General features: G+C 72.1%; 21 protein-coding genes and 1 pseudogene. 10 read left to right on the forward strand and 12 right to left on the reverse strand.

Going from position 1 to position 24349, the window contains the following annotated elements:
- The 5 genes and pseudogenes from ABT129_RS35400 to hisD form a co-directional block, all read right to left on the reverse strand.
- Window positions 1-336 (reverse strand): annotated as a pseudogene (locus ABT129_RS35400) (imidazole glycerol phosphate synthase subunit HisH); the annotation flags it as partial.
- Window positions 333-497, reverse strand: a complete 165-nt coding sequence (locus ABT129_RS35405; RefSeq protein WP_351909902.1) for a CG2302 family histidine operon protein — start codon at window positions 495-497, stop codon at window positions 333-335. The pseudogene ABT129_RS35400 and the gene ABT129_RS35405, both read right to left, overlap by 4 nt.
- A 2-nt stretch (window positions 498-499) precedes the next feature.
- Window positions 500-1093 (reverse strand): imidazoleglycerol-phosphate dehydratase HisB, encoded by a 594-nt coding sequence (hisB, locus tag ABT129_RS35410; RefSeq protein WP_351909904.1) that lies wholly within the window; start codon window positions 1091-1093, stop codon window positions 500-502.
- Window positions 1090-2214: a histidinol-phosphate transaminase gene (locus tag ABT129_RS35415; protein WP_502982013.1), complete on the reverse strand. Its 1125-nt coding sequence runs from the start codon at window positions 2212-2214 to the stop codon at window positions 1090-1092. The genes hisB and ABT129_RS35415 overlap by 4 nt, the downstream gene beginning before the upstream one ends.
- On the reverse strand, window positions 2211-3563 hold the full coding sequence (hisD, locus tag ABT129_RS35420) for a histidinol dehydrogenase (RefSeq protein ID WP_351909906.1): 1353 nt from the start codon (window positions 3561-3563) through the stop codon (window positions 2211-2213). The genes ABT129_RS35415 and hisD overlap by 4 nt, the downstream gene beginning before the upstream one ends.
- Window positions 3564-3766: 203 nt before the next feature.
- On the opposite strand from hisD, the gene ABT129_RS35425 reads away from it, so the two are divergent.
- The 4 genes from ABT129_RS35425 to ybaK all read left to right on the forward strand — a co-directional run bounded on the left by ABT129_RS35425 (window position 3767) and on the right by ybaK (window position 7789).
- Window positions 3767-5380 carry an oxidoreductase gene (locus ABT129_RS35425; protein ID WP_351909908.1) on the forward strand — a complete coding sequence of 538 codons (1614 nt, stop codon included), beginning with the start codon at window positions 3767-3769 and terminating at the stop codon, window positions 5378-5380.
- A 75-nt stretch (window positions 5381-5455) separates the two neighbouring features.
- Complete coding sequence (locus ABT129_RS35430; RefSeq protein WP_351909910.1) at window positions 5456-6508, forward strand: hypothetical protein; 1053 nt, start codon at window positions 5456-5458, stop codon at window positions 6506-6508.
- A gap of 10 nt (window positions 6509-6518) precedes the next feature.
- Entirely contained in the window at window positions 6519-7256 is a 738-nt protein-coding gene (locus ABT129_RS35435; RefSeq protein WP_351909912.1) for an LON peptidase substrate-binding domain-containing protein, read from the forward strand.
- Between the two features lie 35 nt (window positions 7257-7291).
- Window positions 7292-7789, forward strand: a complete 498-nt coding sequence (gene ybaK / locus ABT129_RS35440; protein WP_351909914.1) for a Cys-tRNA(Pro) deacylase — start codon at window positions 7292-7294, stop codon at window positions 7787-7789.
- A gap of 36 nt (window positions 7790-7825) precedes the next feature.
- Here ybaK and ABT129_RS35445 read toward each other — a convergent pair whose 3' ends face one another.
- The 4 genes from ABT129_RS35445 to ABT129_RS35460 are packed head-to-tail and all read right to left on the reverse strand — an operon-like array spanning window position 7826 to window position 11690.
- Entirely contained in the window at window positions 7826-8443 is a 618-nt protein-coding gene (locus ABT129_RS35445; RefSeq protein ID WP_351909916.1) for a DUF2567 domain-containing protein, read from the reverse strand.
- A 34-nt stretch (window positions 8444-8477) separates the two neighbouring features.
- Entirely contained in the window at window positions 8478-9308 is an 831-nt protein-coding gene (locus ABT129_RS35450) for an ABC transporter permease (protein ID WP_502982014.1), read from the reverse strand.
- 37 nt (window positions 9309-9345) lie between these two features.
- Entirely contained in the window at window positions 9346-10317 is a 972-nt protein-coding gene (locus tag ABT129_RS35455) for an ABC transporter ATP-binding protein (protein WP_351909946.1), read from the reverse strand.
- Between the two features lie 20 nt (window positions 10318-10337).
- Window positions 10338-11690, reverse strand: coding sequence for an NYN domain-containing protein (locus ABT129_RS35460; protein WP_351909918.1), 1353 nt, complete (start codon window positions 11688-11690; stop codon window positions 10338-10340).
- Between the two features lie 216 nt (window positions 11691-11906).
- Here ABT129_RS35460 and ABT129_RS35465 point away from each other — a divergent pair, with 216 nt between their 5' ends.
- Window positions 11907-12080, forward strand: a complete 174-nt coding sequence (locus ABT129_RS35465) for a hypothetical protein (RefSeq protein WP_167346844.1) — start codon at window positions 11907-11909, stop codon at window positions 12078-12080.
- A 164-nt stretch (window positions 12081-12244) separates the two neighbouring features.
- On the opposite strand, the gene dnaE is transcribed toward ABT129_RS35465, so the two are convergent.
- Entirely contained in the window at window positions 12245-15784 is a 3540-nt protein-coding gene (dnaE, locus tag ABT129_RS35470; protein ID WP_351909920.1) for a DNA polymerase III subunit alpha, read from the reverse strand.
- 191 nt (window positions 15785-15975) lie between these two features.
- Here dnaE and ABT129_RS35475 point away from each other — a divergent pair, with 191 nt between their 5' ends.
- From ABT129_RS35475 to ABT129_RS35495, 5 genes are all read left to right on the forward strand, one after another.
- Window positions 15976-17301, forward strand: a complete 1326-nt coding sequence (locus ABT129_RS35475; RefSeq protein WP_351909922.1) for a DUF2252 domain-containing protein — start codon at window positions 15976-15978, stop codon at window positions 17299-17301.
- Between the two features lie 70 nt (window positions 17302-17371).
- The gene (locus ABT129_RS35480; protein ID WP_351909948.1) at window positions 17372-18058 is read left to right on the forward strand and encodes a hypothetical protein; all 687 of its coding nucleotides are present in this window, start codon (window positions 17372-17374) and stop codon (window positions 18056-18058) included.
- A gap of 65 nt (window positions 18059-18123) precedes the next feature.
- Window positions 18124-18936 (forward strand): thioredoxin domain-containing protein, encoded by an 813-nt coding sequence (locus ABT129_RS35485; protein ID WP_351909924.1) that lies wholly within the window; start codon window positions 18124-18126, stop codon window positions 18934-18936.
- Between the two features lie 121 nt (window positions 18937-19057).
- Window positions 19058-20707: an alkaline phosphatase D family protein gene (locus ABT129_RS35490; protein WP_351909926.1), complete on the forward strand. Its 1650-nt coding sequence runs from the start codon at window positions 19058-19060 to the stop codon at window positions 20705-20707.
- A 379-nt stretch (window positions 20708-21086) separates the two neighbouring features.
- Window positions 21087-22037 carry a zinc metalloprotease gene (locus ABT129_RS35495; RefSeq protein WP_351909950.1) on the forward strand — a complete coding sequence of 317 codons (951 nt, stop codon included), beginning with the start codon at window positions 21087-21089 and terminating at the stop codon, window positions 22035-22037.
- A 72-nt stretch (window positions 22038-22109) separates the two neighbouring features.
- Here the strand turns inward: ABT129_RS35495 and ABT129_RS35500 are convergent, their stop codons facing one another.
- Window positions 22110-22679 (reverse strand): dienelactone hydrolase family protein, encoded by a 570-nt coding sequence (locus ABT129_RS35500; protein WP_351909928.1) that lies wholly within the window; start codon window positions 22677-22679, stop codon window positions 22110-22112.
- Between the two features lie 54 nt (window positions 22680-22733).
- The gene (locus ABT129_RS35505; RefSeq protein WP_351909930.1) at window positions 22734-24320 is read right to left on the reverse strand and encodes a Na+/H+ antiporter; all 1587 of its coding nucleotides are present in this window, start codon (window positions 24318-24320) and stop codon (window positions 22734-22736) included.
- Between the last annotated feature and the right edge of the window lie 29 nt (window positions 24321-24349).

Consider the following 24349-nt stretch of genomic DNA (forward strand, 5'->3'; position numbering starts at 1 on the left):
GGCCCCGGCCCCCGCGGCGCGCCCCTCGGCCCCCCCCCGGTGCGCTGTGCGGGGGGCTATGTGTATGGCCCGCCCGCCGCTGCGCCCCCCCCGGGGGGGGCCGCCGGCGCGCCGGCGGCCGACGATCCAGTCGCCGCGGGCCTCCTTGAGCCCGCGCATGCAGGCGGAGAAGGCACCGACGCCGGGGACGAGCAGTCCGTCGGCGTTCATCGCGGTGTCGTAGTCACGGGTGATCTCGACGTCGGCGCCGACCCGGGCGAGGGCGCGCTCGGCCGAGCGGACGTTGCCGAAGCCGTAGTCGAAGACGACGACCTTCTTGGGGGTGCTCGTGGTCATGACCACACGTCCAGCCGGAGCACACCGGCGCCGAGGCACATCGCGGCGCCGATGGCGACGAGCACGACGACGCCCTTGGGCATGTCCTGCTTGACGAACGAGTAGATGCCGCCGAGCAGGAAGAGCCCGACGACGATGAGGATGGTGGAGAGGCCGTTCACGGTCAGAGCGCGCCCTTCGTGGAGGGGAGGATGCCGGCGGCGCGCGGGTCGCGCTCGGAGGCGTAGCGGAGGGCGCGGGCGAAGGCCTTGAACTGGCACTCCACGATGTGGTGGGCGTTGCGCCCGTACGGGACGTGGATGTGCAGGGCGATCTGGGCCTGGGCGACGAAGGACTCGAAGATGTGCCGGGTCATCGTCGTGTCGTATGAGCCGATCATCGGCGCCATGTTCTCGGGCTCGGTGTGCACGAGGTACGGGCGGCCGGAGAGGTCGACGGTCACCTGGGCGAGCGACTCGTCCAGCGGGACGGTGCAGTTGCCGAAGCGGTAGATGCCGACCTTGTCGCCGAGGGCCTGCTTGAAGGCGGCGCCGAGGGCGAGGGCGGTGTCCTCGATGGTGTGGTGCGTGTCGATGTGCAGGTCGCCGTCGGTCTTGACGGTGAGGTCGAACAGACCGTGCCGGCCGAGCTGGTCGAGCATGTGGTCGTAGAAGCCGACCCCGGTCGACACGTCGACCTTTCCGGTGCCGTCGAGGTCGATCTCGACGACGACGGAGGTCTCCTTGGTGGTGCGCTCAACGCGGCCTACGCGGCTCATCGCTCCTGCTCCTTCATCAATTCACGAACCGCGTCGAGGAACGCGTCGTTCTCTTCGGGGGTGCCGGCGGTGACCCGCAGCCATCCCGGTACGCCGTTGTCCCGGACCAGGACGCCCCGGTCGAGGATCCGCTGCCAGGCCGCGTGCGTGTCGGGGAACTTCCCGAACTGCACGAAGTTGGCGTCCGAATCGGTGACCTCGAAGCCGATCCCGCGCAGCTCGGTGACGAGCCGGTCGCGCTCGGCCTTGAGCTGCTCGACGTACCCGAGGAGGGTGTCGGTGTGCTCCAGGGCGGCGAGCGCGGTCGCCTGGGTGACGGCCGAGAGGTGGTACGGCAGCCGGACCAGCTGGACGGCGTCGACCACGGCCGGGTGGGCGGCGAGGTAGCCGAGGCGCAGTCCGGCGGCGCCGAAGGCCTTGGACATGGTGCGGGAGACCACCAGGTTCGGGCGGCCCGCGATGAGGGGCAGCAGCGAGTCCCGGTGGCTGAACTCCACGTACGCCTCGTCGACGACGACCATCGAGGGCTTGGCGGCCTGGGCCGCCTCGTACAGGGCGAGGACGGTTTCGGCGGCGACCGCGCTGCCGGTGGGGTTGTTGGGCGAGGTCACGAAGACGACGTCCGGGCGGTGCTCGGCGATCGCCCGCTCGGCCGCCGCGAGGTCGATCGTGAAGTCCTCGTCGCGCGGGCCGGAGATCCAGCCGGTGCCGGTGCCGCGGGCGATCAGGGCGTGCATCGAGTACGAGGGCTCGAAGCCGATGGCGGTGCGGCCGGGGCCGCCGAAGGTCTGCAGCAGCTGCTGGAGGACCTCGTTGGAGCCGTTGGCCGCCCACACGTTCTCGACGGCGACCGGGTGCCCGCCGGTGCGGGTGAGGTAGCGGGCGAGTTCGGTGCGCAGCTCGATCGCGTCCCGGTCGGGGTAGCGGTTGAGGGTACGGGCCGCCTCGGCGACCCGCTCCGCGATCCGGGCCACGAGCGGCTCGGGCAGCGGGTAGGGGTTCTCGTTGGTGTTCAGCTGGACGGGGACGTCGAGCTGGGGCGCGCCGTAGGGGGACTTGCCCTTCAGCTCGTCCCGGACGGGGAGCTCGTCCCAGGGGGATCGATCGCTGATTCCGGTCACTTGGTCTCCGGCACCTTCCATCCGAACCTTGCCTTGATCGCGGCGCCGTGGGCCGGGAGGTCCTCGGCCTCGGCGAGGGTCACCACGTGGTGGGCGACGTCGGCGAGCGCGTCGCGGGTGTAGTCCACGATGTGCACGCCGCGCAGGAAGGACTGCACGGAGAGGCCCGAGGAGTGGCAGGCGCAGCCGCCGGTGGGCAGGACGTGGTTGGAGCCGGCGCAGTAGTCGCCGAGGGAGACCGGGGACCAGGGGCCGACGAAGATCGCGCCCGCGTTGCGGACGCGGTCGGCGACGGCGGCGGCGTCGCGGGTCTGGATCTCCAGGTGCTCGGCGCCGTACGCGTCGACGACCGTGAGGCCGTCGGCCAGGTCGCGGACGAGGACGATGGCGGACTGGCGGCCGGCGAGGGCCGGGACGATCCGGTCGTCGACGTGCTTGGAGGCGGCGACCTGCGTCTTCAGCTCGGCCTCGGTGGCGGTGGCCAGCTCCTCCGAGTCGGTGACGAGGACGGAGGCGGCCATGGGGTCGTGCTCGGCCTGGCTGATCAGGTCGGCGGCGACGTGCACGGGGTCGGCGGTGGAGTCCGCGAGGATCGCGATCTCGGTGGGGCCGGCCTCGGCGTCGATGCCGATGCGGCCCTTGAGGAGGCGCTTGGCGGCGGCCACGTAGATGTTGCCGGGGCCGGTGACCAGGTTGACGGGGGCGCAGCCGGGCTCGCCGCCGGCGTCCGCGCTGTCGGCGGTGCCGTACGCGAACATGGCGATGGCCTGGGCGCCGCCGGCGGCGTACACCTCGTCCACGCCGAGCAGGGCGCAGGCGGCGAGGATCGTCGGGTGCGGGAGTCCGCCGAACTCCTTCTGCGGGGGCGAGGCGACGGCCAGGCCCTCGACGCCGGCCTCCTGGGCCGGGACGACGTTCATCACGACGGAGGACGGGTAGACCGAGCGGCCGCCCGGCACGTACAGACCGACGCGCTCGACCGGGATCCACTTCTCGGTGACCGTGCCGCCGGGGACGACGTGGGTGGTGTGGGTGGTGCGGCGCTGCTCGCGGTGGACGAGACGGGCGCGCCGGATGGACTCCTCGAGGGCGGCGCGGACGGCCGGGTCGAGGGTGTCGAGGGCGGCGGTGATCGCCTCGGCGGGGACGCGCAGGCTCGGGACGCGGACGCCGTCGAACTTCTCCCCGTAGTCGATCACCGCGGCCGCGCCATGATGCCGGACGTCCTCGCAGATCGGCCGCACCTTGTCCAGGGCGGCTTCCACGTCGAACTCGGCACGGGGCAGCAGGTCACGCAGGGCGGAACCCTCGGGGAGGGACTCGCCGCGCAGATCGATTCGAGAGATCACGGGTCAATTCTCGCAGACGGCCCACAGCGTCGGACGCCTGTATCACTGGCTGATACACGCCACACTGGCGTCTTGTCGCCACTCCTGACCGTTAGCGTTCAGCCCGTCACTCAGCGGGAAGAACGGCTGTACGAATCCACGAAACCCCGGAAGGGGGGTCGGGGAATCGTGGGAACGGAACGTGGAAAGCGAGGGGGGCGGCAGTGACCGAGCCGCACGAGGACGGGATGCCGGACGGTCTCACGGGCCCGGAGCGGGCCGTGTGGCGGGCGTTCCGCATCGGCAGGACGTGCGATCTGACGGAGGGGATCGCGGAGCGGGACGATCCCTTCGGGGGACGGGAGTGGGGGGAGGAGCGGAGCGTCCGCGCCGACGTGGTGGCGCTGCTGCTGCTCGCCGGGCCGCCGGCGCGGTCCGGGCGGGTGGCCGCGCTGAAGCTGCGCGGCGTCAGGATCACCGGCGTGCTCGACCTGGCGGGCGGGACGATAGGGCCGTACGTCGAGCTGCACTGCTGCCGGTTCGACGACGAGGTGGTGCTGCCCGAGGCCCGCTTCGGCACCCTGAGGCTGGTGGAGTGCGCGCTGCCGCGCCTGGAGGCCGCCCGGCTGCACACCGAGGGGGACCTGCACCTGCCGCGCTGCCGGGTGAAGCGGGGCATCCGGCTCACGGACGCGCAGATCGGCACGGACCTGCTCGTCAACCAGATCCAGGTGTGGCCGGACCGGCGGGGCCGCGCGATCACGGCGGACGGTCTCGTGGTCGCCCAGGACCTCCAGGCCGAGCTCATCGAGACCCACGGGGAGCTGAGCCTGCGCGGGGCGAAGGTCGGCGTCTCGCTCAGCCTGCGCGGCAGCGTCCTGCGCGGCGCCCAGGGCCGCCGCGCGCTGAACGCACCGCAGCTGACCGTGGAGCGCTCCCTCTACCTGAACGCGGCCTGGGTGTACGAGGAGTCGGGGAGCGCGGGACCGGCGGGGAACGCGACGGCCACCCCGCCGTACGGGGTGACGCCCGCCCAGGGCGCCCGCCGCAAGCCGGTGGAGTGCCACGGCGGGGTGCGGCTCGACGACGGCCGCTTCGGCGACGCCGTGGACCTGCACTACGCCCGGTTCGTGCTGAGCGGGGCCCGCCGGGAGGAGGTCTCCCTGCGCCGGATCGTCACCCCGGAGCTCCGGTTCAACGGCGAGCGGCCGGAGGAGGGCCGGGTCGTGCTCAACGGCGCCAAGGTCGTCACCCTGATCGACCTGTCGACCAGCTGGCCGGGCCCCGGCGGCCTCGCGATGGGCGGCTTCGCCTACGAGAACCTCGTGCCGTACGGACACTTCCCGCTGGCCCGGCGCCTGGAGTGGGTGGCCGCCGCGACCCCGGAGTACGCCCCCGAGCCGTACGAACGCCTCGCCACGGTCCTGCGCGCCAGCGGGGAGGACGCCGACGCCCGCGAGGTGCTGCTCGCCAAGCAGCGGCGCAGACGGGAGACCCTGCCGGTGGCGGGGAAGCTGTGGGGATACCTCCAGGACTGGACCGTGGCCTACGGCTACCGGCCGGGCCGGGCGGCGCTGTGGATGGCGGTCCTGTGGGGGGCGGGCACGGTGGCCTTCTCCCGCTACCGGCCGATACCGCTGAAGGCGGAGGAGTCCCCCGCGTGGAACGGTCCGCTGTACGCGCTGGACCTGCTGCTCCCGGTGATCAACCTCGGGCAGGACGGCTACTGGCGGCTCGAAGGCGTCTGGCAGTGGGTGGCCGCGGTCCTGATCCTGCTCGGCTGGATCCTGGCGACGACGGTGGCGGCCGGCGCGACCCGACTGCTGAGCAGGGGGTGAGGCGCGGAGGTTTGGTGTACGGAGCGTGAGACAGGCTGCCGTCACAGGAGGGGCCGGGAGAGAATATGTCGCACCATGTCCTTCCTCCGAGCGCTGATCGGCGCCGCCCGCGCGGTCCGGCACGCCCCGCGGCTCGCCGCCGGGTTCGTGCCGGACGACGACGTGCTGCTCGACGCCCCGGACGAGCGGCTCGCCCCCGCGCTGGTCGCCGCCGCCCTCGCCGATCCGGAGCCCGCCGCGAAACTGCTCGCCACCACCCGGGACACGGGCGAGTGGGAGGACCGCGACCGGTACGTCACCCGGCTCGCCACCTTCGCGTACAGCAGGGACGGCTGGCTGACCCACTGGCTCTCGGTCGCGCCCGGCGACCCCGACGCCCTGCTCGTCACGGCGCAGCTCGCCGTCCGCAGGGCCTGGGAGTCGCCGGCCCGGGCCGAGCGGCTGCGCGAGCTCGGCCCGCTGATCCACGCGGTCGCCGCCGAGGCCCCGCACGACCCGGTGCCGTGGCGGCTCGCCCTGGACCACGCCCGCGGGGCGCACGCCGGGCACTCCGTCTTCGAATCGCTCTGGGAGCAGGCCGTGCGCCGCTCCCCGCACCACTACGGGAGCCACGTCGCGGCCCTGAAGTACCTCTCCGCCCAGTGGTACGGCTCGCACCGCGCCGCCTTCGACTTCGCCGAGCAGGCGGCGGACGACGCCGCCCCTGACTCGCTCGTCCGGGCGCTGCCGGTCCGGGCCGCCCACGACCGGCTCCGGGTGCCGCAGGACCGGGACCCGTCCGTGCCGGCGGCGCGGGTCGACCGGGCGGCGGACCGCGCGCTCGCCCTTTCGGAGGTCTTCCCGACGGGCGACCCGTGGCCGGCCGAGGTCCGCAACCTGCTCGCGTACGTGCTGGTCGAGCGGGCGCGGTGGGAGGAGGCGCGGGAGGAGTTCGGCCGGATCGGGGCGCACGCGACCTCGTTCCCGTGGGGCGCCGCACGGGGTGTCGGGCGGGGCGCCGTCCGGGAGGATCCGCTGCGCGGGTTCCTCGCCGCGCGGGACCGCGTCAGGGCCGAGCTGGCCCGCCGCACACCGCTCTGGGAGACCGGACGTGGACGGGCCGGACGGGGCGGGCCCGGCGGCCATTAGGCTGACCGCTGTGACCACCGCTCGCCTGCCTCTCTTCCCGCTCAACGCGGTGCTGTTCCCGGGCCTCGTTCTGCCGCTGAACGTCTTCGAGGAGCGTTATCGCGCCATGATGCGCGAGCTGCTCACGATCGACGACTCGGAGCCGCGCCGCTTCGCCGTCGTCGCCATCCGGGACGGCCGCGAGGTCGCCCCGACCGCTCCGGGGATGCCGGACCAGACGGCGCTGCCGGAGAAGGGCCCGGCCGCCGGCTTCGGCTCCGACCCGATCCAGTCCTTCCACCGCGTCGGCTGCATCGCCGACGCGGCGTCGATCCGGGAGCGCGCGGACGGCAGCTTCGAGGTGATGGCCACCGGCACGATCCGGGTGAAGCTGCTGTCGGTCGACGCGAGCGGGCCGTTCCTGGTCGCCGAGATCGAGGAGATCCCGGAGGAGCAGGGCGAGGAGGCCGGCACCCTCTCCGAGGGGGTCCTGCGGGCCTTCCGCAGCTACCAGAAGCGGCTGGCGGGGGCTCGGGAGCGGTCGCTGACGACGAGCGAGCTGCCGGACGACCCGTCGGTGGTGTCGTACCTGGTCGCGGCGGCCGCGGTGCTCGACACGCCCTCCAAGCAGCGGCTCCTCCAGGCCCCGGACACGGCGACGCGGCTGCGTGAGGAGCTGACGCTGCTGCGCGCGGAGACCGCGGTGCTGCGGCATCTGCCGTCGCTGCCGGTGGTGGACCTGACGCAGGCCCCGACGTACCCGAACTGAGCCGGGCCGAGCCGGTCCGATCCGAGGAGGAGCGCGTGGCGAAGAAGCAGAAGAAGAACACCGGCGGCACCCCGGCCACGGTCGCCCTGACGGCGGCCGGCACCCCGTTCACCCTGCACGCGTACGAGCACGACCCGGCCTCCGCCTCGTACGGCGAGGAGGCGGCGGAGGCCCTCGGCGTCTCCCCCGACCGGGTCTTCAAGACGCTGGTGGCGGACGTCGACGGCGAGCTGACGGTCGCGGTGGTCCCCGTGGCGGGCCAGCTCGACCTCAAGGCGCTCGCCTCGGCGGTCGGCGGCAAGCGCGCGGCGATGGCGGATCCGGCGGCGGCGGAGCGCACCACGGGCTACGTCCGGGGCGGCATCTCCCCGCTCGGCCAGCGCAAGCGGCTCCGCACGGTGCTCGACTCCTCGGCCTCGGACCACGCGTCCATCTGCGTCTCGGCGGGCCGGCGGGGCCTTGAGGTGGAGCTCTCCCCCGCCGATCTGGCGGCCCTCACCTCGGCGGTGGTGGCCCCCATCGGGCGCGCCTGACGGACGGCGGCGGCGCGCTCCGAGGACGGGTGCGGGTCAGTACGCCTTCGCCCGGTCCCACGGCTCGGGTTCCGGGTCGCGCGGGCCGAAGAGGGCCGTGAGCGCCAGGTGCACGATCATCGCCGCGAGCGGCCAGGCCAGCATCGCGGCGGCCGCCAGGTTCAGTTCGAGCGGCGCCTCGAAGGTGACGTTCGGGCCGACGGCCTTCGCGTGGGCGACCACGTCCCGCGCCGGGCCGAAGTACGTCCCGAGGCCCCAGGCGAGGAGCGACCCCGCCCCGCCGCCCAGGGCCAGACCGAGCACCAGGGGGACGCCGCCCTGGCGGCGGAGCAGGAAGACCACGAGCGCGGCGACCGCGCCGAAGGCCAGCGCGAGAAGGACGAACGTCCCGTCCGAGCCGATGGCCGCCTCCCCCTCGGAGTTGCGGAGGTAGACCCCCTTGCCGTCCGAGATGAGCAGGACGCGCGGGGCCAGGTTCAGCCACAGCACTCCGAGCAGCGCCCCCGCGATCGCCGAGACGACGGTCACCAGAACGCCCTGCAGCACCTCGGCCGCCGTGATCGGGTCCCCGGCCGGGCCGAGCGCGGGCGGGGGCGGCGGCGGCCAGTCGGGATCGTGCGGCGGCTGGTGAGGCGGAGTCAGGGGTGCGGTCACCCCGCCATCGTGCCAGGTGTGTCCGTGACCCGCCTCAGCGGACGGCGGCCCGCCGGTACGCCCAGGTGGCGACGGCCAGGGAGAGCACGCCGACGACCCCGCACACGGCGAGGTCGAGGGCGACGGCCGCCCAGTCGGGACGCGGCTCGAAGGTACGGGCCATGGCCTCCACGCCGTACGTCGACGGCAGCAGGTCCCGGGCCCAGCCGATGGGCCCGGGCAGCCGTTCCGCCGGGAGCACGCCGAGGAGCAGCGCCGCCGACATGCCGAGCTGGCCGAGGAGGGTGGCCAGCTCCTGCCGGGGCGCGAGGAGGCCGAGGGCCGCGCCGAGTCCGGCGAGCGCCGCTCCGGCGAGCGGGACGACGGCGGCGAGGATCCACAGCTGGCCGAGCGGCAGCCCGAAGAGCACGGAGCCGGCGACGGCGGTGACCACGGTCCCGGGCACGGTGAAGGAGGCGTACGCCCCGGCCGCGCCGAGGACGACGGCGGCGGGCGGCACGGGAAGCGTGGCGTAGTGGTCGAGGCCGCCGGTGGCCCGCAGCTGCCCGAAGTACTGGGCGAGCAGGTTGAGCGCGACGAAGGCGACGACGAGGACGGTGGAGCCGGCCACGACGGCGCGCGCCTCGGAGCCGCCGTCGACGACCCCGCGCATCAGGACCATGATCCCGATGGACTGGAAGGTGGCCACGAAGAGCAGCGGGATGCGGGCGACCCGGGCGCGGGAGAGCTGCGCGCGGTAGACAGCGGCCATCGACGGCAGCAGCCGGGCGCGGGGGGCGAGGGGCGCGGCGGCGACCCCGTCGTCGTCGCGGCTCAGGGCGGCGGGCGCGCCGGTCGGCAGGGCCTCGGCGGGCACGGTGCTCACTGCGTACAGCTCCTGACGGTCACGGACGGAACGCGGGTCATGCCTTCACCAGTCCTTGCGTGGCGCCGCCCAGCGCCAGGTACACGTCCTCCAGGCTGGGCGTGGCCAGGGTGAAGTCGTCGAGCGCGGCGAACGCCGCCCCGCCGGTGACGGTGGCGACGGCGGCGCGGGCCGCGTCGGGGGCGAGCCGGAGGATCCAGCGCCGCCCGGTCTCCTGCGCGAGTTCGCGCAGGGCGGCGACCTCGGGCAGGTGGAGGGGGGCCGCGTCGCGCCAGACCAGCTCGACGCGGACCTCTCCGGCGACGCGTTCCTTGAGTCCGGCGGGGGTGTCGCAGGCGATGACCCGGCCGTGTTCGAGGACGGCGACCCGGTCGAGGACGGTCTCGGCCTCGATGACGTTGTGGGTGACGAGCAGCACGGTGGCGCCGTGTTCGGCGCGCCGCCGGTCGACGGCGGCCCAGACGGCGCGCCGGGCGATCGGGTCCATGCCGGTGGTGGGCTCGTCGAGGACGAGGACGGGGCGCTCGCCGACGAGCGCGGTGGCGAAGCAGGCGAGCCTGCGCTCTCCGCCGGAGAGCTTCTTGAGGGGCCGGGAGGCGAGCGCGGTGAGGCCGAGCTCCTCCAGGACGGCGTCGCGCTCGGCGCGCGCGTCGCGGGCGGTGAGGCCGCGCAGCCGTCCGGTGGTCTCGGCGGCGAGGGCGACGGTCAGCTCGTCGAGGGCGGTGGACTCCTGGCCGAGGTACGCGAGGAGGCGGGCGGCCCGCTCGGGGTGGCGTACGAGGTCGTGGCCGAGGAGCCGGACACTGCCGGAGTCGGGGCGCAGGAGTCCGGTGAGCTGGCGGACGAGGGTGGACTTGCCGGCTCCGTTGGGTCCGAGCAGCCCGAAGATCTCGCCGCCGCGCACGTCGAGGCTGATCCCGTCGGTGGCTCGCACCTCGGGTGTCGCCGGCGCACCGCGCCCGCCGCGCGTGGCGGGGTACGTCTTGACCAGATCCCGCGCCACGCACACCGTACTCACGGGGGAAGAGCCTACGGGGTCGCCGGGCCGGCTCCGGGCGCGGGGGCGTGTTCGGCGGCGGCCCGGACGTCGATCTCGCGCCAGAACCCCGCCCGGATGGCGTACCGGTCGTGCTCGTCGATCTGGTCGTCCTTGTGGGCGAGCAGGCCGAATCGGGCGGCGTAGCGGAGGAGTTCGCCGTCGATCCGGTGCGGGATGCGGGGGTAGAGGGTGGACAGCTTCTGCACGTGGCTCTGCTCGGGAAGCCGTTCCATCCACCGGCGGGCGAACACCTGTCCGACTTCGAACGGGTCGCCGCCGACGGTCGTGATGTCCTCCTCGCGGTCCGCCCAGCGCTGCTCGGCGCTGGTGAGGGTGGCGAGGGTGGGCAGGGAGGCGGTCTCGGCGGGTTCGCCGAGGGCGGGGGCGGGGCGCTCGACCCAGCCCCGGTCGGAGGACCAGCGGAGCGCGCTCGCGGGCACGGGGGCGCCCGGGGTGGCGGCGCCCGTGCCGGGGCCGCGCAGTCCCGCCAGGTCCTTGGGCGTGGGGACGCCCTTGCCGGGAGCGGGGGCGGGGACGTCGGCGCCGTGGCCGTGGTCGTCCTCGCGGACGTGGCCGTTGGAGCCGGGGTGGCCGTTGCCCCGGTGGCCGTTGCCCCGGGCGTGGCCGTTGCCGTGGGCGGTGGGGGCTTCTCCGGAGGCCGCGGCCGCCGCCGCCTCGTCGGCGGCCCGTTCGGCGGAGGCGAGGGCGGCCTCGGGCAGCGGCGCGGAGAGGATGGCCGCGATCTCGGGGCGCGGGGCGGGCGGGGGCGCGCAGATCCCGGTGAGGTCCTTGGCGCGGACGGCCCGGGTGATCCAGGCCCGGTCGAGGACCCGCCGTTCGTCGGCCTCGGCGACCAGGTCCTCGGACTGGTTGTAGTCGCCGTCGGCGGCCTGGACGGCCCAGAGGTGGACGGCGACGCCGTGTTCCTTGGCCGACATCAGGCCGGGCAGCAGATCGCCGTCGCCGGTGACGAGCACGATGTCGGAGCAGGCCCGGTTCCTGGCGAGCTCGGTCAGCTCGGTGTGCATGGCCGCGTCGACGCCCTTCTGCGCCCAGCGTCCGTCGCTCCTCGTCAGGGCGCCGAGCCGGACCGTGACCCGGGGCATCACCCGCAGTCTGCGGTGCTCGGGCTGGGGCACCCGGTCGGGCGCGCCGTCGAACCAGTAGATGCGCAGGAGGGGCAGCGCGGTCTCGGCCTCGGCGCGCTGGCGCAGCTGCTGGATGAGCCCGGCGTGGTCGACGGTGATCCGGGAACGGGCCGGTTCCCCGGCGAGGAGACTGGCGGCGGCACCCAGCAGGTAGCCGGCGTCCACCAGGACGACGCAGCGGTCCACGTGTTCCACCCTCTTTCGGGAACCTCGGGATCGGAAGTTGCTTCGGATTTCCTTCGAGTCTGCCCGAAGGCCGGGGGCTCGACGGTCGGAACTGGATCATCGGCGTGGCGGATGTCACGCCCCCAGGGACCCTACGCTCCGTAATGATCCAAAATGCGGCGGTTCATGCCGTATGTGAGTCTGACAGCGGCCCTGGCCCCTAGGTCCCTTTGAGGAGGCATCACCATGGCCAAGAACCGCAACCAGAACCGCAGTCAGAAGCAGCAGTCGCCGGCCGAGCGCGGCGCCCAGCAGGCGCAGCAGTCGGCGATGGAGTCCGAGGCGTCGCAGCGCGCCTCGCAGGTCCTGCCGAGCGACGTCGCCCGCAAGGGCCGCCAGAAGCGCTTCGGCCACAACTGACGGCCTTCGCGTACGGCAAAGGGGCGCGCCCGTGACGACGGGCGCGCCCCTTGCGCGTGCACGGACCCTCGCCCGTGCGCGGACCCCTGCGCGTACACGGGCTCTCGCCCGTGCGCGGGCCCTCCCGCGGAGGCGAGGGCTGTCCGTGAGGACTGCGGTGCGGGCTAACCGGCCAGGCAGGACGGGCCGAGCAGCACCTTCAGGTCGCCGAAGAGCGCCGGGTCGGCCGTCACCCGGTGCCGGTCGAGCCGCAGCACGGTGGTGGTGCGGGGGCCCTGGAGCTTGATCCGCACCTCGGTGTTGCCCTTGTGGTGCTTGAGGATCTCGCCGAGCCTGCTGACCATCGGCGGGGTCACCTTGACCGTCGGGATGGTGAGGATCACCGGCGCGTTGGTCCCGGCGTTCGACAGGTCGGGGACCATCAGCTCCATGGCGACCAGCCGGGGAACGTCCTCGCGCTTGTCGAGCCGTCCCTTGACGAAGACGACGGTGTCCTCGACGAGCTGGGTGGAGACCAGCTGGTAGGTGGCGGGGAAGAACATGCACTCGATGGATCCGGCCAGGTCCTCGACGGTGGCGATGGCCCAGGCGTTGCCCTGCTTGGTCATCTTCCGCTGGAGGCCGGAGATGATGCCGCCGATGGTGACGACCGCGCCGTCGGAGTGCTCGCCGCCGGTGAGCTGGGAGATCGCCGCGTCGGTCTTGTCGGACAGGACGTGCTCGATGCCGAAGAGCGGGTGGTCGGAGACGTACAGGCCGAGCATCTCGCGCTCCTGGGCGAGCAGGTAGGACTTCTCCCACTCGAGGTCGGAGAACTCGACGTCGAGGCCGAAGCCGGGCTCGTCGGTCGCCTCGTCGCCCATGCCGCCGAAGAGGTCGAACTGTCCCTCGGCCTCCTTGCGCTTGACCGCCACCACGTTGTCGATCATCGGCTCGTGGTGGGCGACCAGACCCTTGCGGGTGTGGCCCATCTCGTCGAAGGCGCCGGCCTTGATCAGCGACTCGACGGTGCGCTTGTTGCAGACGACGGCCTCGACCTTGTCGAGGAAGTCCGGGAAGGAGGAGTACTTCCCCTTCGCCTTGCGCGACTTGATGATCGACTCGACGACGTTGGTGCCGACGTTGCGGACGGCGGAGAGGCCGAAGAGGATCACGTCGTCGCCCTGCGCGGCGAAGTTCGACTCGGACTCGTTCACGTTGGGCGGCAGGACCTTGATCCCCATGCGCCGGCACTCGTTCAGGTAGACGGCGGACTTGTCCTTGTCGTCCTTGACCGAGGTGAGCAGTCCCGCCATGTACTCGGCGGGGTGGTTGGCCTTGAGGTAGGCGGTCCAGTAGGAGACCAGGCCGTACGCGGCCGAGTGGGCCTTGTTGAAGGCGTAGCCGGCGAAGGGGACCAGGACGTCCCAGAGGGCCTTGATGGCCTCGTCGCTGAAGCCCTTGCTCTTGGCTCCGGCCTCGAAGATGACGAAGTTCTTCGCCAGCTCGTCGGGCTTCTTCTTGCCCATCACGCGGCGCAGGATGTCGGCCTCGCCGAGCGAGTAGCCGGCGATGATCTGGGCGGCCTTCTGCACCTGCTCCTGGTACACGATCAGGCCGTAGGTGACCGCGAGCACCTCTTCGAGCGGCTTCTCCAGCTCGGGGTGGATCGGGGTGATCTCCTGCTGCTTGTTCTTGCGCAGGGCGTAGTTCGTGTGCGAGTTCATGCCCATCGGGCCCGGCCGGTACAGGGCGGACACGGCGGAGATGTCTTCGAAGTTGTCGGGCTTCATCAGCCGCAGCAGCGAGCGCATGGGCCCGCCGTCGAACTGGAAGACGCCGAGGGTGTCACCGCGCTGGAGCAGTTCGAAGGTCTTCGGGTCGTCCAGGGGGAGGGCGAGCAGGTCGAGGTCGATGCCCTTGTTCGCCTTCACCATCTTGACGGCGTCGTCCATGATGGTGAGGTTGCGCAGGCCCAGGAAGTCCATCTTGAGCAGGCCGAGCGACTCGCACTGCGGGTAGTCCCACTGGGTGATGGTCACGCCGTCGGTGTGCCGGACCCAGATCGGCGCGTGGTCGACGATCGGCTCGCTGGACATGATGACGCCGGCGGCGTGGACGCCCATCTGGCGGACCAGACCCTCGACGCCCCGGGCGGTGTCGATGACCTTCTTGACGTCCGGCTCGTTCTCGTACATCGCGCGGATCTCGCCGGCCTCGCTGTAGCGCGGGTGCGAGGGGTCGGTGATGCCGTTGAGGTCGATGCCCTTGCCGAGGACGTCGGCGGGCATGGCCTTGGTGAGCCGGTCGCCCATGGCGTACGGGTAGCCGAGGACGCGCGCGGAGTCCTTGATCGCGTTCTTGGCCTTGATCTTGCCGTAGGTGCCGATCATGGCGACCTTGTCGGAGCCGTACTTCTCCGTCACGTACCGGATCACCTCGACGCGCCGGCGCTCGTCGAAGTCGATGTCGACATCGGGCATCGAGATGCGCTCGGGGTTGAGGAAGCGCTCGAAGATCAGTCCGTGCGGGATCGGGTCGAGGTCGGTGATGCCCATGGCGTACGCGACGATCGAGCCGGCCGCGGAGCCTCGGCCGGGGCCCACGGCGATGCCCTGCTTCTTCGCCCACATGATGAAGTCGGCGACGACGAGGAAGTAGCCGGGGAAGCCCATCGAGATGATCGTGTCCATCTCGTACTCGACCTGCTTCATGCGGTCCTCGGGGATGCCCCCGGGGAAGCGGCGGGCCATGCCGCGCATGGTCTCCTCGCGGAACCAGGTGACCTCGGTGTACCCCTCCGGGATGTCGAACCTCGGCATGAGGTTCTTCTCGACGAACATGCCGTCGGTGGAGACCTGCTCGGCGACCAGGAGGGTGTTGCGGCAGCCCTCCTGCCAGGCGTCCGAGGAGTCCACGGCGTACATCTCGTCCGTGGACTTCAGGTAGTAGCCGGTGCCGTCGAACCGGAAGCGGTCCGGGTCGGAGAGGTTCTTGCCGGTCTGGATGCAGAGCAGGGCGTCGTGCGCGGTCGACTCGTGCGCGTAGGTGTAGTGCGAGTCGTTCGTGACCAGCGGCGGGATGCCGAGCTTCTTGCCGATCTCCAGGAGCCCGTCGCGGACCCGGCGCTCGATCTCGATGCCGTGGTCCATCAGCTCCAGGAAGTACCGCTCCTTGCCGAAGATGTCCTGGTACTCGGAGGCCGACTTGAGGGCCTCGTCGAACTGGCCGAGCCGGAGCCGGGTCTGCAGCTCGCCGGAGGGGCAGCCGGTGGAGGCGATGAGCCCCTCCGACCACTTGGAGATGGTCTCCTTGTCCATCCGGGGCCACTTCTGGAGCCAGCCCTCGGCGTACGCGTCGGAGGAGAGCCGGAAGAGGTTGTGCAGTCCGGTGGCGTTCGCCGCCCAGATCGTCTTGTGGGTGTAACCACCGGAACCGGAGACGTCGTCCCGCTTCTGGTGCGGCTGGCCCCACTGGATCTTCCGCTTGTTGCGCCGGGACTCGGGGGCGACGTACGCCTCGATGCCGATGATCGGCGTGACCCCGGCCTTCTTCGCCGTGTGGAAGAAGTCGTACGCCCCGTGCAGGTTGCCGTGGTCGGACATCGCGATGTGCGTCATGCCCATCTCGTTGCACGCGTCGAACATGTCCTTCAGCCGCGCGGCACCGTCCAGCAGCGAGTACTGGGTGTGGACGTGGAGGTGCGTGAAGGGCGGCTTGGTCACGGCGGAAGGCCTCCGGAAAACAGGAGTCGACAGGCTGCGGGCAGTCTGGGGGGACAGCGTGGAAGTCTACGTCTCCGGACTGACAGGCGTCGGGCACTCACGGCTAGGGTCGCGCGTTGAGAGGCAGGGAACACCTGTCCCAATTGTCATGAACAGTCTTTCAGCACGTCCGGTACCAGGAGGCACCTCGAATGTCGGTCCCCCAGCCCACCGTCGCCGAGCGCGGTGAGCACATCCTCGCCGTCTTCGACACCGCCTTCGGCGAGCTCCTCGCGGCCGACCCCGCGGCCTTCCGCGTCAAGTTCCGGAAGATGGCCGGCTCCGCCTTCGCCTTCTACCGGGGAACGGCCTGCCTCTTCTACGCGGACCTGGAGCAGGAGGCCCAGGGCGGCCCCTACCTGGACGAGCGCACCGGCCGGGTCTGGATCCACGGCGATCTGCACGCCGAGAACTTCGGCACGTACATGGACGCCAACGGACGGCTGATCTTCAACGTCAACGACTTCGACGAGGCCTACGTGGGCCCCTTCACCTGGGACCTCAAGCGGCTCGCCGGCTCGCTCGCCCTCGTCGGCTACGCCAAGGCGCTCTCCGACGAGCAGATCACCGAGCTCGTCCGGATCTGCGCCGCCGCCTACCGGGAGCGCATCCACGCCCTCGCGACCGGTGCCAAGGGGGACGACGTGCCCGCCTTCACCCTGGAGACCGCCGACGGGGCGCTGCTCGGCGCCCTGCGCGCGGCCCGCTCCCTGACCCGCTTCGGGCTGCTCGACTCGATGACGGAGATCCGTGACTTCGAGCGCCGGTTCTCCGCGGGCGGCGGTGCGATCGAGCTGGACGCTGCCACCCGGTACAAGGTCCTGGCGGCCTTCGACGGCTATCTGGAGACCCTCCCGGAGTCCAGCCTGGCCCGCCCCGACTCGTACCGGGTCAAGGACGTCGTCGGACGGCGCGGGATCGGCATCGGCTCGGCCGGCCTCCCCTCGTACAACATCCTCCTGGAGGGCAACAGCGACGCCCTGGAGAACGACGTCGTGATCTACCTCAAGCAGGCGCAGACCCCGGCGGTCTCCCGGCACGTGACGGACCAGGCGGTACGGGAGTACTTCCAGCACGAGGGCCACCGCACCGTGATCTCGCAGCGGGCGCTCCAGGCGCACGCCGACCCGTGGCTGGGCTGGACGGAGCTGGACGGCTCCGGGCAGCTGGTCGCCGAGGTCTCGCCGTACGCCGTGGACCTGGACTGGTCGGACATCGACGACCTGGACGAGATCGCGGCGACCGTCGCGGACCTGGGCCGGGCCACGGCGACCATGCACGCGGCGGCGGACGACTCCAGCGGTCACTCGCTCGTGCCGTTCTCCACGGAGCGGGCCATCGACGCGGCGATCGCCGCCGACGAGGAGGGCTTCGGAGACCTCCTGGTGGACTTCGCGCACCGCTACGGGGCACGCGCGCGGGCCGACCACCAGATCTTCGTGGACCTCTTCCGCAACGGCCGGATCCCGGGACTGTAGGGGCCGCCGGGACCGTCCACAGACTTCCTTTAGGGACGTCTTACGGACCGGCATGGCACACTCCACGACGATGGACATGGCAGGGACGCAGCTGAGAGCGCTGCGGGCGGCGTTCTTCACGACACTGGTCGTGACGCTGTCCGTGGCGTCCCACGTGCTGCTCTCGCGCGTGCCGCTGCCGCTCGGGACGGTCGTCCCGGTCGCGGTCGGCGTCTTCGCCGTGGCGTACGCCCTGGCCGGCCGCGAGCGGGGCCTCGGCCCCATCGCCGGCCTCCTCGTCCCGCTGGAACTGGCGGCCGACACGCTCTTCACCAGCGGCCAGGCGATCTGTTACGGCCCCGCCGGCGGCCCGGTCGCCGGTTCGCTGCGCGCGGTGGGCGTCGAGGTGTTCTGCGGCGGCGCCGTGGGCACCCCGCTGCCGGGCGTCGTGGCCCCCGAGAGCGGGACCGCCGCCGCGCTCCTCAGCTCCCCCGACCCGGCGCTGCCGTGGCTGCTGCTCCTCGCCCATGTCGGCGTCGGGCTCTCGGCCGCGGCCTGGCTGCGCGGCGGGGAGCGGGCGCTCGCCCGGCTGCTCGGCGCGGTGGCGGCCTTCGCGTTCCGGCCGCTGCTCCTGGTGGCGGCCCTCATCCGTACCGGTGGCCCGGCGCCTCGGCGCGCCGGGCGGCCCGCGGGACGGCCGCGGCCCTCCCGCACCCGGCTCCTCACGCACTCCGTGGGACGGCGGGGACCTCCGTGCCCCGGCCTCGCTCTCGTCTGAGCAGCGCGGCCCCGCAGGCACGCAGTCCTCTCTCTTCTCTTCCCACCCTCACGGAGAACACGATCATGAGCTCACGCAACTCCCAGTCCAACAAGGCCGCCGCCCGCGAGCGGCTGCGCGTCGAGCGCGAGCGCCAGGCCAAGAAGGACCGGACGCGCCGGCAGGTCGTCGTCGGCGTCTCGGCCCTGGCCGTACTGGCCGCCGCCGGCGGCATCGGCTACGCCGTGGTGCAGTCCAACAAGCCTTCCGCGTGGGAGGCCGCGGCGAAGGCGAGCGTGACCGCCCCGAAGAACACCACGGGCACGAACGGCACGACCGTCGTCGTCGGCAAGGCGTCCGCGAAGAAGACGCTGGAGCTGTACGAGGACTCGCGCTGCCCGGTCTGCGCGACCTTCGAGCAGTCCGTGGGCTCCACGGTCGAGAAGGACGTCGAGGCGGGCAAGTACAAGATCAAGTACATCGGTGCCACCTTCATCGACGACGCCGCCACGGGCGAGGGCTCGAAGAACGCGCTCTCGGCGCTCGGCGCGGCCCTGAACGTCAGCCCCGAGGCCTTCCTGAAGTACAAGGCGGCGCTCTACTCGACGGAGTTCCACCCCGAGGAGAACGACGACAAGTTCGCCAAGGACTCCTACCTCCTGGAGGTGGCGGACTCGGTCCCGGCCCTCAAGGGCAACGCCGCGTTCAAGAAGAACGTCGAGGACGGCACCTTCGACGCGTGGGCGATGAAGATGTCGAAGGCCTTCGACGACAGCGGCGTGACGGGCACCCCGAGCCTGAAGATGGACGGCAAGCCGGTGACGGTGGCGGGCACGGACAACCCGCCGATGACGGTGGCCGAGTTCGACACGGCCGTCGCCACGGCCCTGAAGGGCTGACCGGACCTCCCCCTCCGCCGGAAGCGGCTCCGCCGCGGGGGTGCGACCGGTGGGCGACGGGTCGGCGAACTTCCGGATATCCCCTGCCCATCGGTCGTACCCGTCAGTAATCTGACTGCCCGTGACCAGTCGTATGTTCTCCTCAGCCCCCAGCCGGCGCACGGTCGTCAAGGCCGCCGCCGTCACCGCCGTCGCCGCGCCCGCCCTCCTGGGCGCGGCCTCGACGGCCCACGCGGCGCCCGGGGCGGCCGCCTTCCTCCACGGTGTCGCCTCCGGCGACCCCCTGCCCGACGGCGTCCTGCTCTGGACGCGCGTCACCCCCGCTCCCGAGGCGATACCCGGCTCGGGCCTCGGCCCGGACGTCCAGGTCGGCTGGGAGCTCGCCGAGGACCGTGCCTTCGCACGGGTCGTGGCCTCCGGCACGACCACGGCGAGCGCCGCCTCCGACCACACCGTGAAGGCGGACGTCCGGGGTCTGCGCCCGGCCACCTCCTACTGGTTCCGCTTCACCGCGGACTCCGCCGTCTCCCCCGCCGCCCGCACCCGGACCGCGCCGGCCGCCGACGCCGCCACGCCCGGCGTCCGTTTCGGCGTGGTCTCCTGCGCGAACTGGGAGGCCGGCCACTTCTCCGCGTACCGCCATCTCGCCTCACGCGCCGACCTGGACGCGGTCCTGCACCTCGGCGACTACCTCTACGAGTACGGCAGCGGCACCTACCCGGAGGCGAAGGACACCGTCCGGCCGCACGAGCCGCGCCACGAGATCCTCTCGCTCGCCGACTACCGCGTCCGGCACGCCCACTACAAGACGGACCCCGACCTCCAGGCGCTGCACGCGGCCCACCCGTTCGTCGCCATCTGGGACGACCACGAGTTCGCCAACGACGCCTGGTCGGGCGGGGCCGAGAACCACACCCCCGGCGCCGAGGGCGACTGGGCGGCCCGGGTGGCCGCCGCCAAGCAGGCGTACTTCGAGTGGATGCCGGTCCGCGCCTCCACGGAGGGAACGGTCTTCCGGCGCCTCCGCTTCGGCAGGCTGGCCGATCTGCACCTGCTCGACCTGCGTTCGTTCCGTTCCGCCCCGGCGAAGGCGGGCAGCGGTTCGGTCGACGACCCGGCGCGGAGCATCACGGGCCGCGCCCAGCTCGACTGGCTCAAGTCCGGGCTCGCGGGCTCGGACGCGACCTGGCAGCTGGTCGGCACCTCGGTGATGATCTCGCCGGTCGCCTTCGGCGCCCTGCCCGCCCACCTCCTGGAGCCGCTGGCCGAGTTGATGGGCCTGCCGAAGGAGGGGCTGGCGGTCAACGTGGACCAGTGGGACGGGTACACGGACGACCGGAAGGAGCTGCTCGCCCATCTGACCTCGCGGGCGATCCGCAACACGGTCTTCCTGACCGGTGACATCCACATGGCCTGGGCCAACGACGTACCGGTGAAGGCGGCGACGTACCCGCTCTCGGCCTCCGCGGCGACCGAGTTCGTGGTGACCTCGGTGACCTCGGACAACCTGGACGACCTGCTGCACGTGGCCCCGGGGACGCTCTCGGTGGTGGCCGCCGGCGCGGTCAGGGCCGCCAACCGGCACGTGAAGTGGGTGGACATGGACCACCACGGTTACGGCGTGCTCGACGTGACGTCGGAGCGTTCGCAGATGGACTACTACACGGTCTCCGACAAGAAGGACCCGGCCGCGACGACGGCCTGGGCGCGCTCGTACCGGACGCTGAGTGGAACGCAGCGTGTCGAGCGGGTGTACCAACCGGTTCGCTGACGGTTCCCCGAGGGCTCTCCGACGCGCTCTCGGACGGCGATTTTCAGCCATGATCTCTTCTGTTAACGGGAGATCACATCGCTACGGCGGGTGGCTGGTTCCGGCGATCGAATCCGGACACACCACCCGCCTCCGTCCGCTCCACCGTTACGTCGGGATCTCAAACTCCGGGAAGCACACAAGAATTTCTTCCCGATGCACCGAAATGCCGCACGGATGATTGGGCTTGATCACTCCTCAATCAGGCCTGACATGGACGCGTAATCTCCTCGGCGTGGCGGAGGAAGTTCCTCCCCACCACCCCCCACGAGGAGTCACCGTGCGTGCTCTTGTCCGCATATCCCCGCGTACGTCCCGCCGGATATTCGGTACGGCCGTCATGGCCGGAACCCTGGCCCTGGCCCCCCTCTCCGCCCCCTCGGTCGCGGGCGGCGCCACCACCGCCACCCTGGCCGGCGCCTCCGCCGAGGAGTGCGTGGACGGCGGCGACGCCGTCTCCGGCGCCCGCAAGGCGCGTGGCGCGGACCACCACGCCGCCGAGCCGAACGAGGTCACGGCCGCCAAGGCCAAGTCCATGGACGACGACCTCAGAAAGAAGCTGGCCTCGGCCCGTTCCCAGGGACGCCTCAGCGCCTCCGCCGGCACCGCCGCCGCCGCGGTGAACATCCCCGTCTACTTCCACGTCATCCACTCCGGCACGACGGGCAAGCTCTCCGCCACCGCCATCAACAACCAGCTGGCGGTCCTCAACGCCGCCTACGGCGGCCAGGGCGCCGGCAACGTGAACACCAACTACCGGTTCACCCTGGCCGGTACCGACTACACGAACAACTCCACCTGGTACAACCTGGCCTCCGGCTCCAACGCCGAGAAGCAGATGAAGCAGACCCTCCGCAAGGGCGGCGCGGGCGCGCTGAACTTCTACACCGCCAAGCTGAGCGGCGGCCTCCTCGGCTGGGCGACCTTCCCGTCCTCCTACGCCTCGCAGCCGAAGATGGACGGCGTGGTCGTCCTGGACTCCTCGCTGCCGGGCGGCTCCGCGGCCAACTACAACGAGGGCGACACCGCCACGCACGAGGTCGGCCACTGGATGGGCCTCTACCACACGTTCCAGGGCGGCTGCAACGGCGCCGGCGACTCGGTCACCGACACCCCCGCCGAGTCGAGCCCGGCGTACGAGTGCCCGACCGGCCGTGACTCCTGCACCACCAAGGCCGGCGTGGACCCGATCCACAACTTCATGGACTACACGTACGACTCCTGCATGTACCAGTTCACCTCGGGCCAGGTGACCCGGATGAACGAGCACTGGGCCGCGTACCGCTCCTGACGGAGCGACCGGAACAGGGGTGTGGCCCCCGGGGGACTCCCCGGGGGCCACACCCCTGCGTCACGACCGGCCCTACAGGTCCTCCAGGAACGACAGCGCCACCGACCAGGTCCGCTCCGCCGCCTCCGCGTCCCAGTCCGGCAGCTCCGGGTCCGTGTACAGGTGCCCCGCACCCCGGTAGCGGTAGACCTCCACGTCCGCCCCGGCCCTGCGCATCTGCAGGTACCAGGCGGACAGCCAGTCGTCCGTCTCGAAGGGGTCGGGCTCGGCCACGTGCAGCTGTACGGGCAGCTCGTCCACCGACACGTTCGGCGCGAGGTCCGAGGTGCCGTGGAGCAGCAGCAGCCCGCGCGCCTTCTCGTCGCCGAGGGCCAGGGTCTGCGCGACGGAGGCACCGAAGGAGAAGCCCGCGTAGACCAGACCGCGCTCCGAGTACGGGGCGGCGGCCAGGATCGCGCGCTTCAGCAGCTCGTCCTTGCCGATCTCGTCCCGCTTCGCCATGCCCTCCTCCACCGACCCGGTGGTCCAGCCGTCGAAGAGGTCCGGCACCCACACCTGGTGCCCGGCGGCCCGCAGCCGGTCGGCCGCGTCCCGGACGGCCGGGCGCAGCCCGTACACCGAGTGGAAAAGCATGATGTCCATACCCGACATCCTGCCACCCACCACCGACCGTCACCGAACGCGTCGGCGCGACCGTCACCGCATGCTGCGCACATCCAGCTGCCGCAGCACCCGGTCCACCACCTCCGGGTCCGCGCCCGGCTCGCTGCGCGCCGCGAGCACCTCGTGCCGGGCGGCCGACATCAGCTCCCGTTGGATCCGCTGCACCGCCTTGAACCGCTTCGTCCGCTCGACGAAGGCCGCCCTCCGCTCCTCGTCGACCATGTCCGGGCTGATCCGGGCCCCGATGTCGTACGCCCCGCGCAGCAGCCGCTCCTGGACCTCCTCGGGCAGCTCCTCGACCTCCTCGATCTCCTTGAGCCTGCGCCGGGCGGCCTTCGCGGCCCGGATGGCGAGGTCCCGCTCCAGGGCCCGCTCGGCGTCGGCGTCGGCCCGCACCCCGAGCCTCCGGACCAGCCAGGGCAGGGTGAGCCCCTGGAAGACGAGAGTGGCGATGATCACGCAGAAGGCGATGAAGACGATCTCGTCGCGGCCGGGGAAGGGCTCGCCGTCGTCGGTGCGGAGCGGGATGGCGAGCGCGAGCGCCACCGAGGCCACCCCGCGCATCCCCGCCCACCACATGACGACGGTCTCCCGCCAGCTCATCGGGATCTCCTCGTCGACGTCCCGGCGCGTGTGGAGCCGCTTGGCGAGCCAGGTGGCGGGCAGCAGCCACAGCAGCCGGACCCCGACGACCACGGCGACCACGGTGGCGCCCCAGCCGAGCATCTCCAGGCCGCGCCCCTCGGCCACCCCGAAGACGTGGACGAGCTCCAGGCCGATGAGCCCGAAGGCGATGCCGGTGACGAGGGTGTCGACGATCTGCCAGAACGTCTGCCCGGCGAGCCGGCCCATGACGTCGTCGGCGTCGGCCGCGTGCTCGGCGAGGAAGAGGGCGGTGATGAGGACCGCCAGGACGCCGGAGCCGTGCAGTTCCTCGGCGAGGACGTAGCTCACGAAGGGGACGAGGAGGGTGAGCCCGGTCTGCAGGGTGGCATCCCCCAGGAGTCCGATGAGCTTGTTGGTGAGCCAGCCGAGCACCAGGCCGAGGAGCATGGCGACCACCGCGGACAGCACGAACTCGCCGATCGCCTCGGGCCAGGAGAAGGAGCCGCTGACGACGGCGGCGATCGCCACGTGGTAGAGCACGATCGCCGTGACGTCGTTGAAGAGGCCCTCGCCCTCCAGGATCGACACGAGCCGCCTCGGCAGCCCCAGCGAGCCGGCGACCGCGGTCGCCGCGACCGGGTCCGGTGGTGCGACGAGGGCGCCGAGCGCGATCGCGGCGGCCAGCGAGATGCCGGGCACGAGGACGTGCGCGACCGCGCCCACGGCGGCCGTGGTCACGAAGACGAGGGCGACCGCGAGAAGGAAGATGGGGCGCCTGTTCGCCGCGAACTGGCGCCAGGAGGTGCGCTGCACGGAGGCGTAGAGCAGCGGCGGCAGCACCAGCGGGAGGATGAACTCCGGCGGGATCTCGACGTTCGGCACGAAGGGCAGCAGGGCCAGCACGATCCCGATGAGGGTCATCAGGACGGGCGCGGGCAGTCCGAGCCGCTCGCCGAGGGGCACGGTGAGCAGGGCGCCGAGCAGCAGCAAGAACAACAGGGCCAATTGATCCACGGCCCCCACCCTGTCACGTATGTCCGTTT

Source organism: Streptomyces sp. NPDC002057, from assembly GCF_040296665.1.
Classification (GTDB): domain Bacteria; phylum Actinomycetota; class Actinomycetes; order Streptomycetales; family Streptomycetaceae; genus Streptomyces.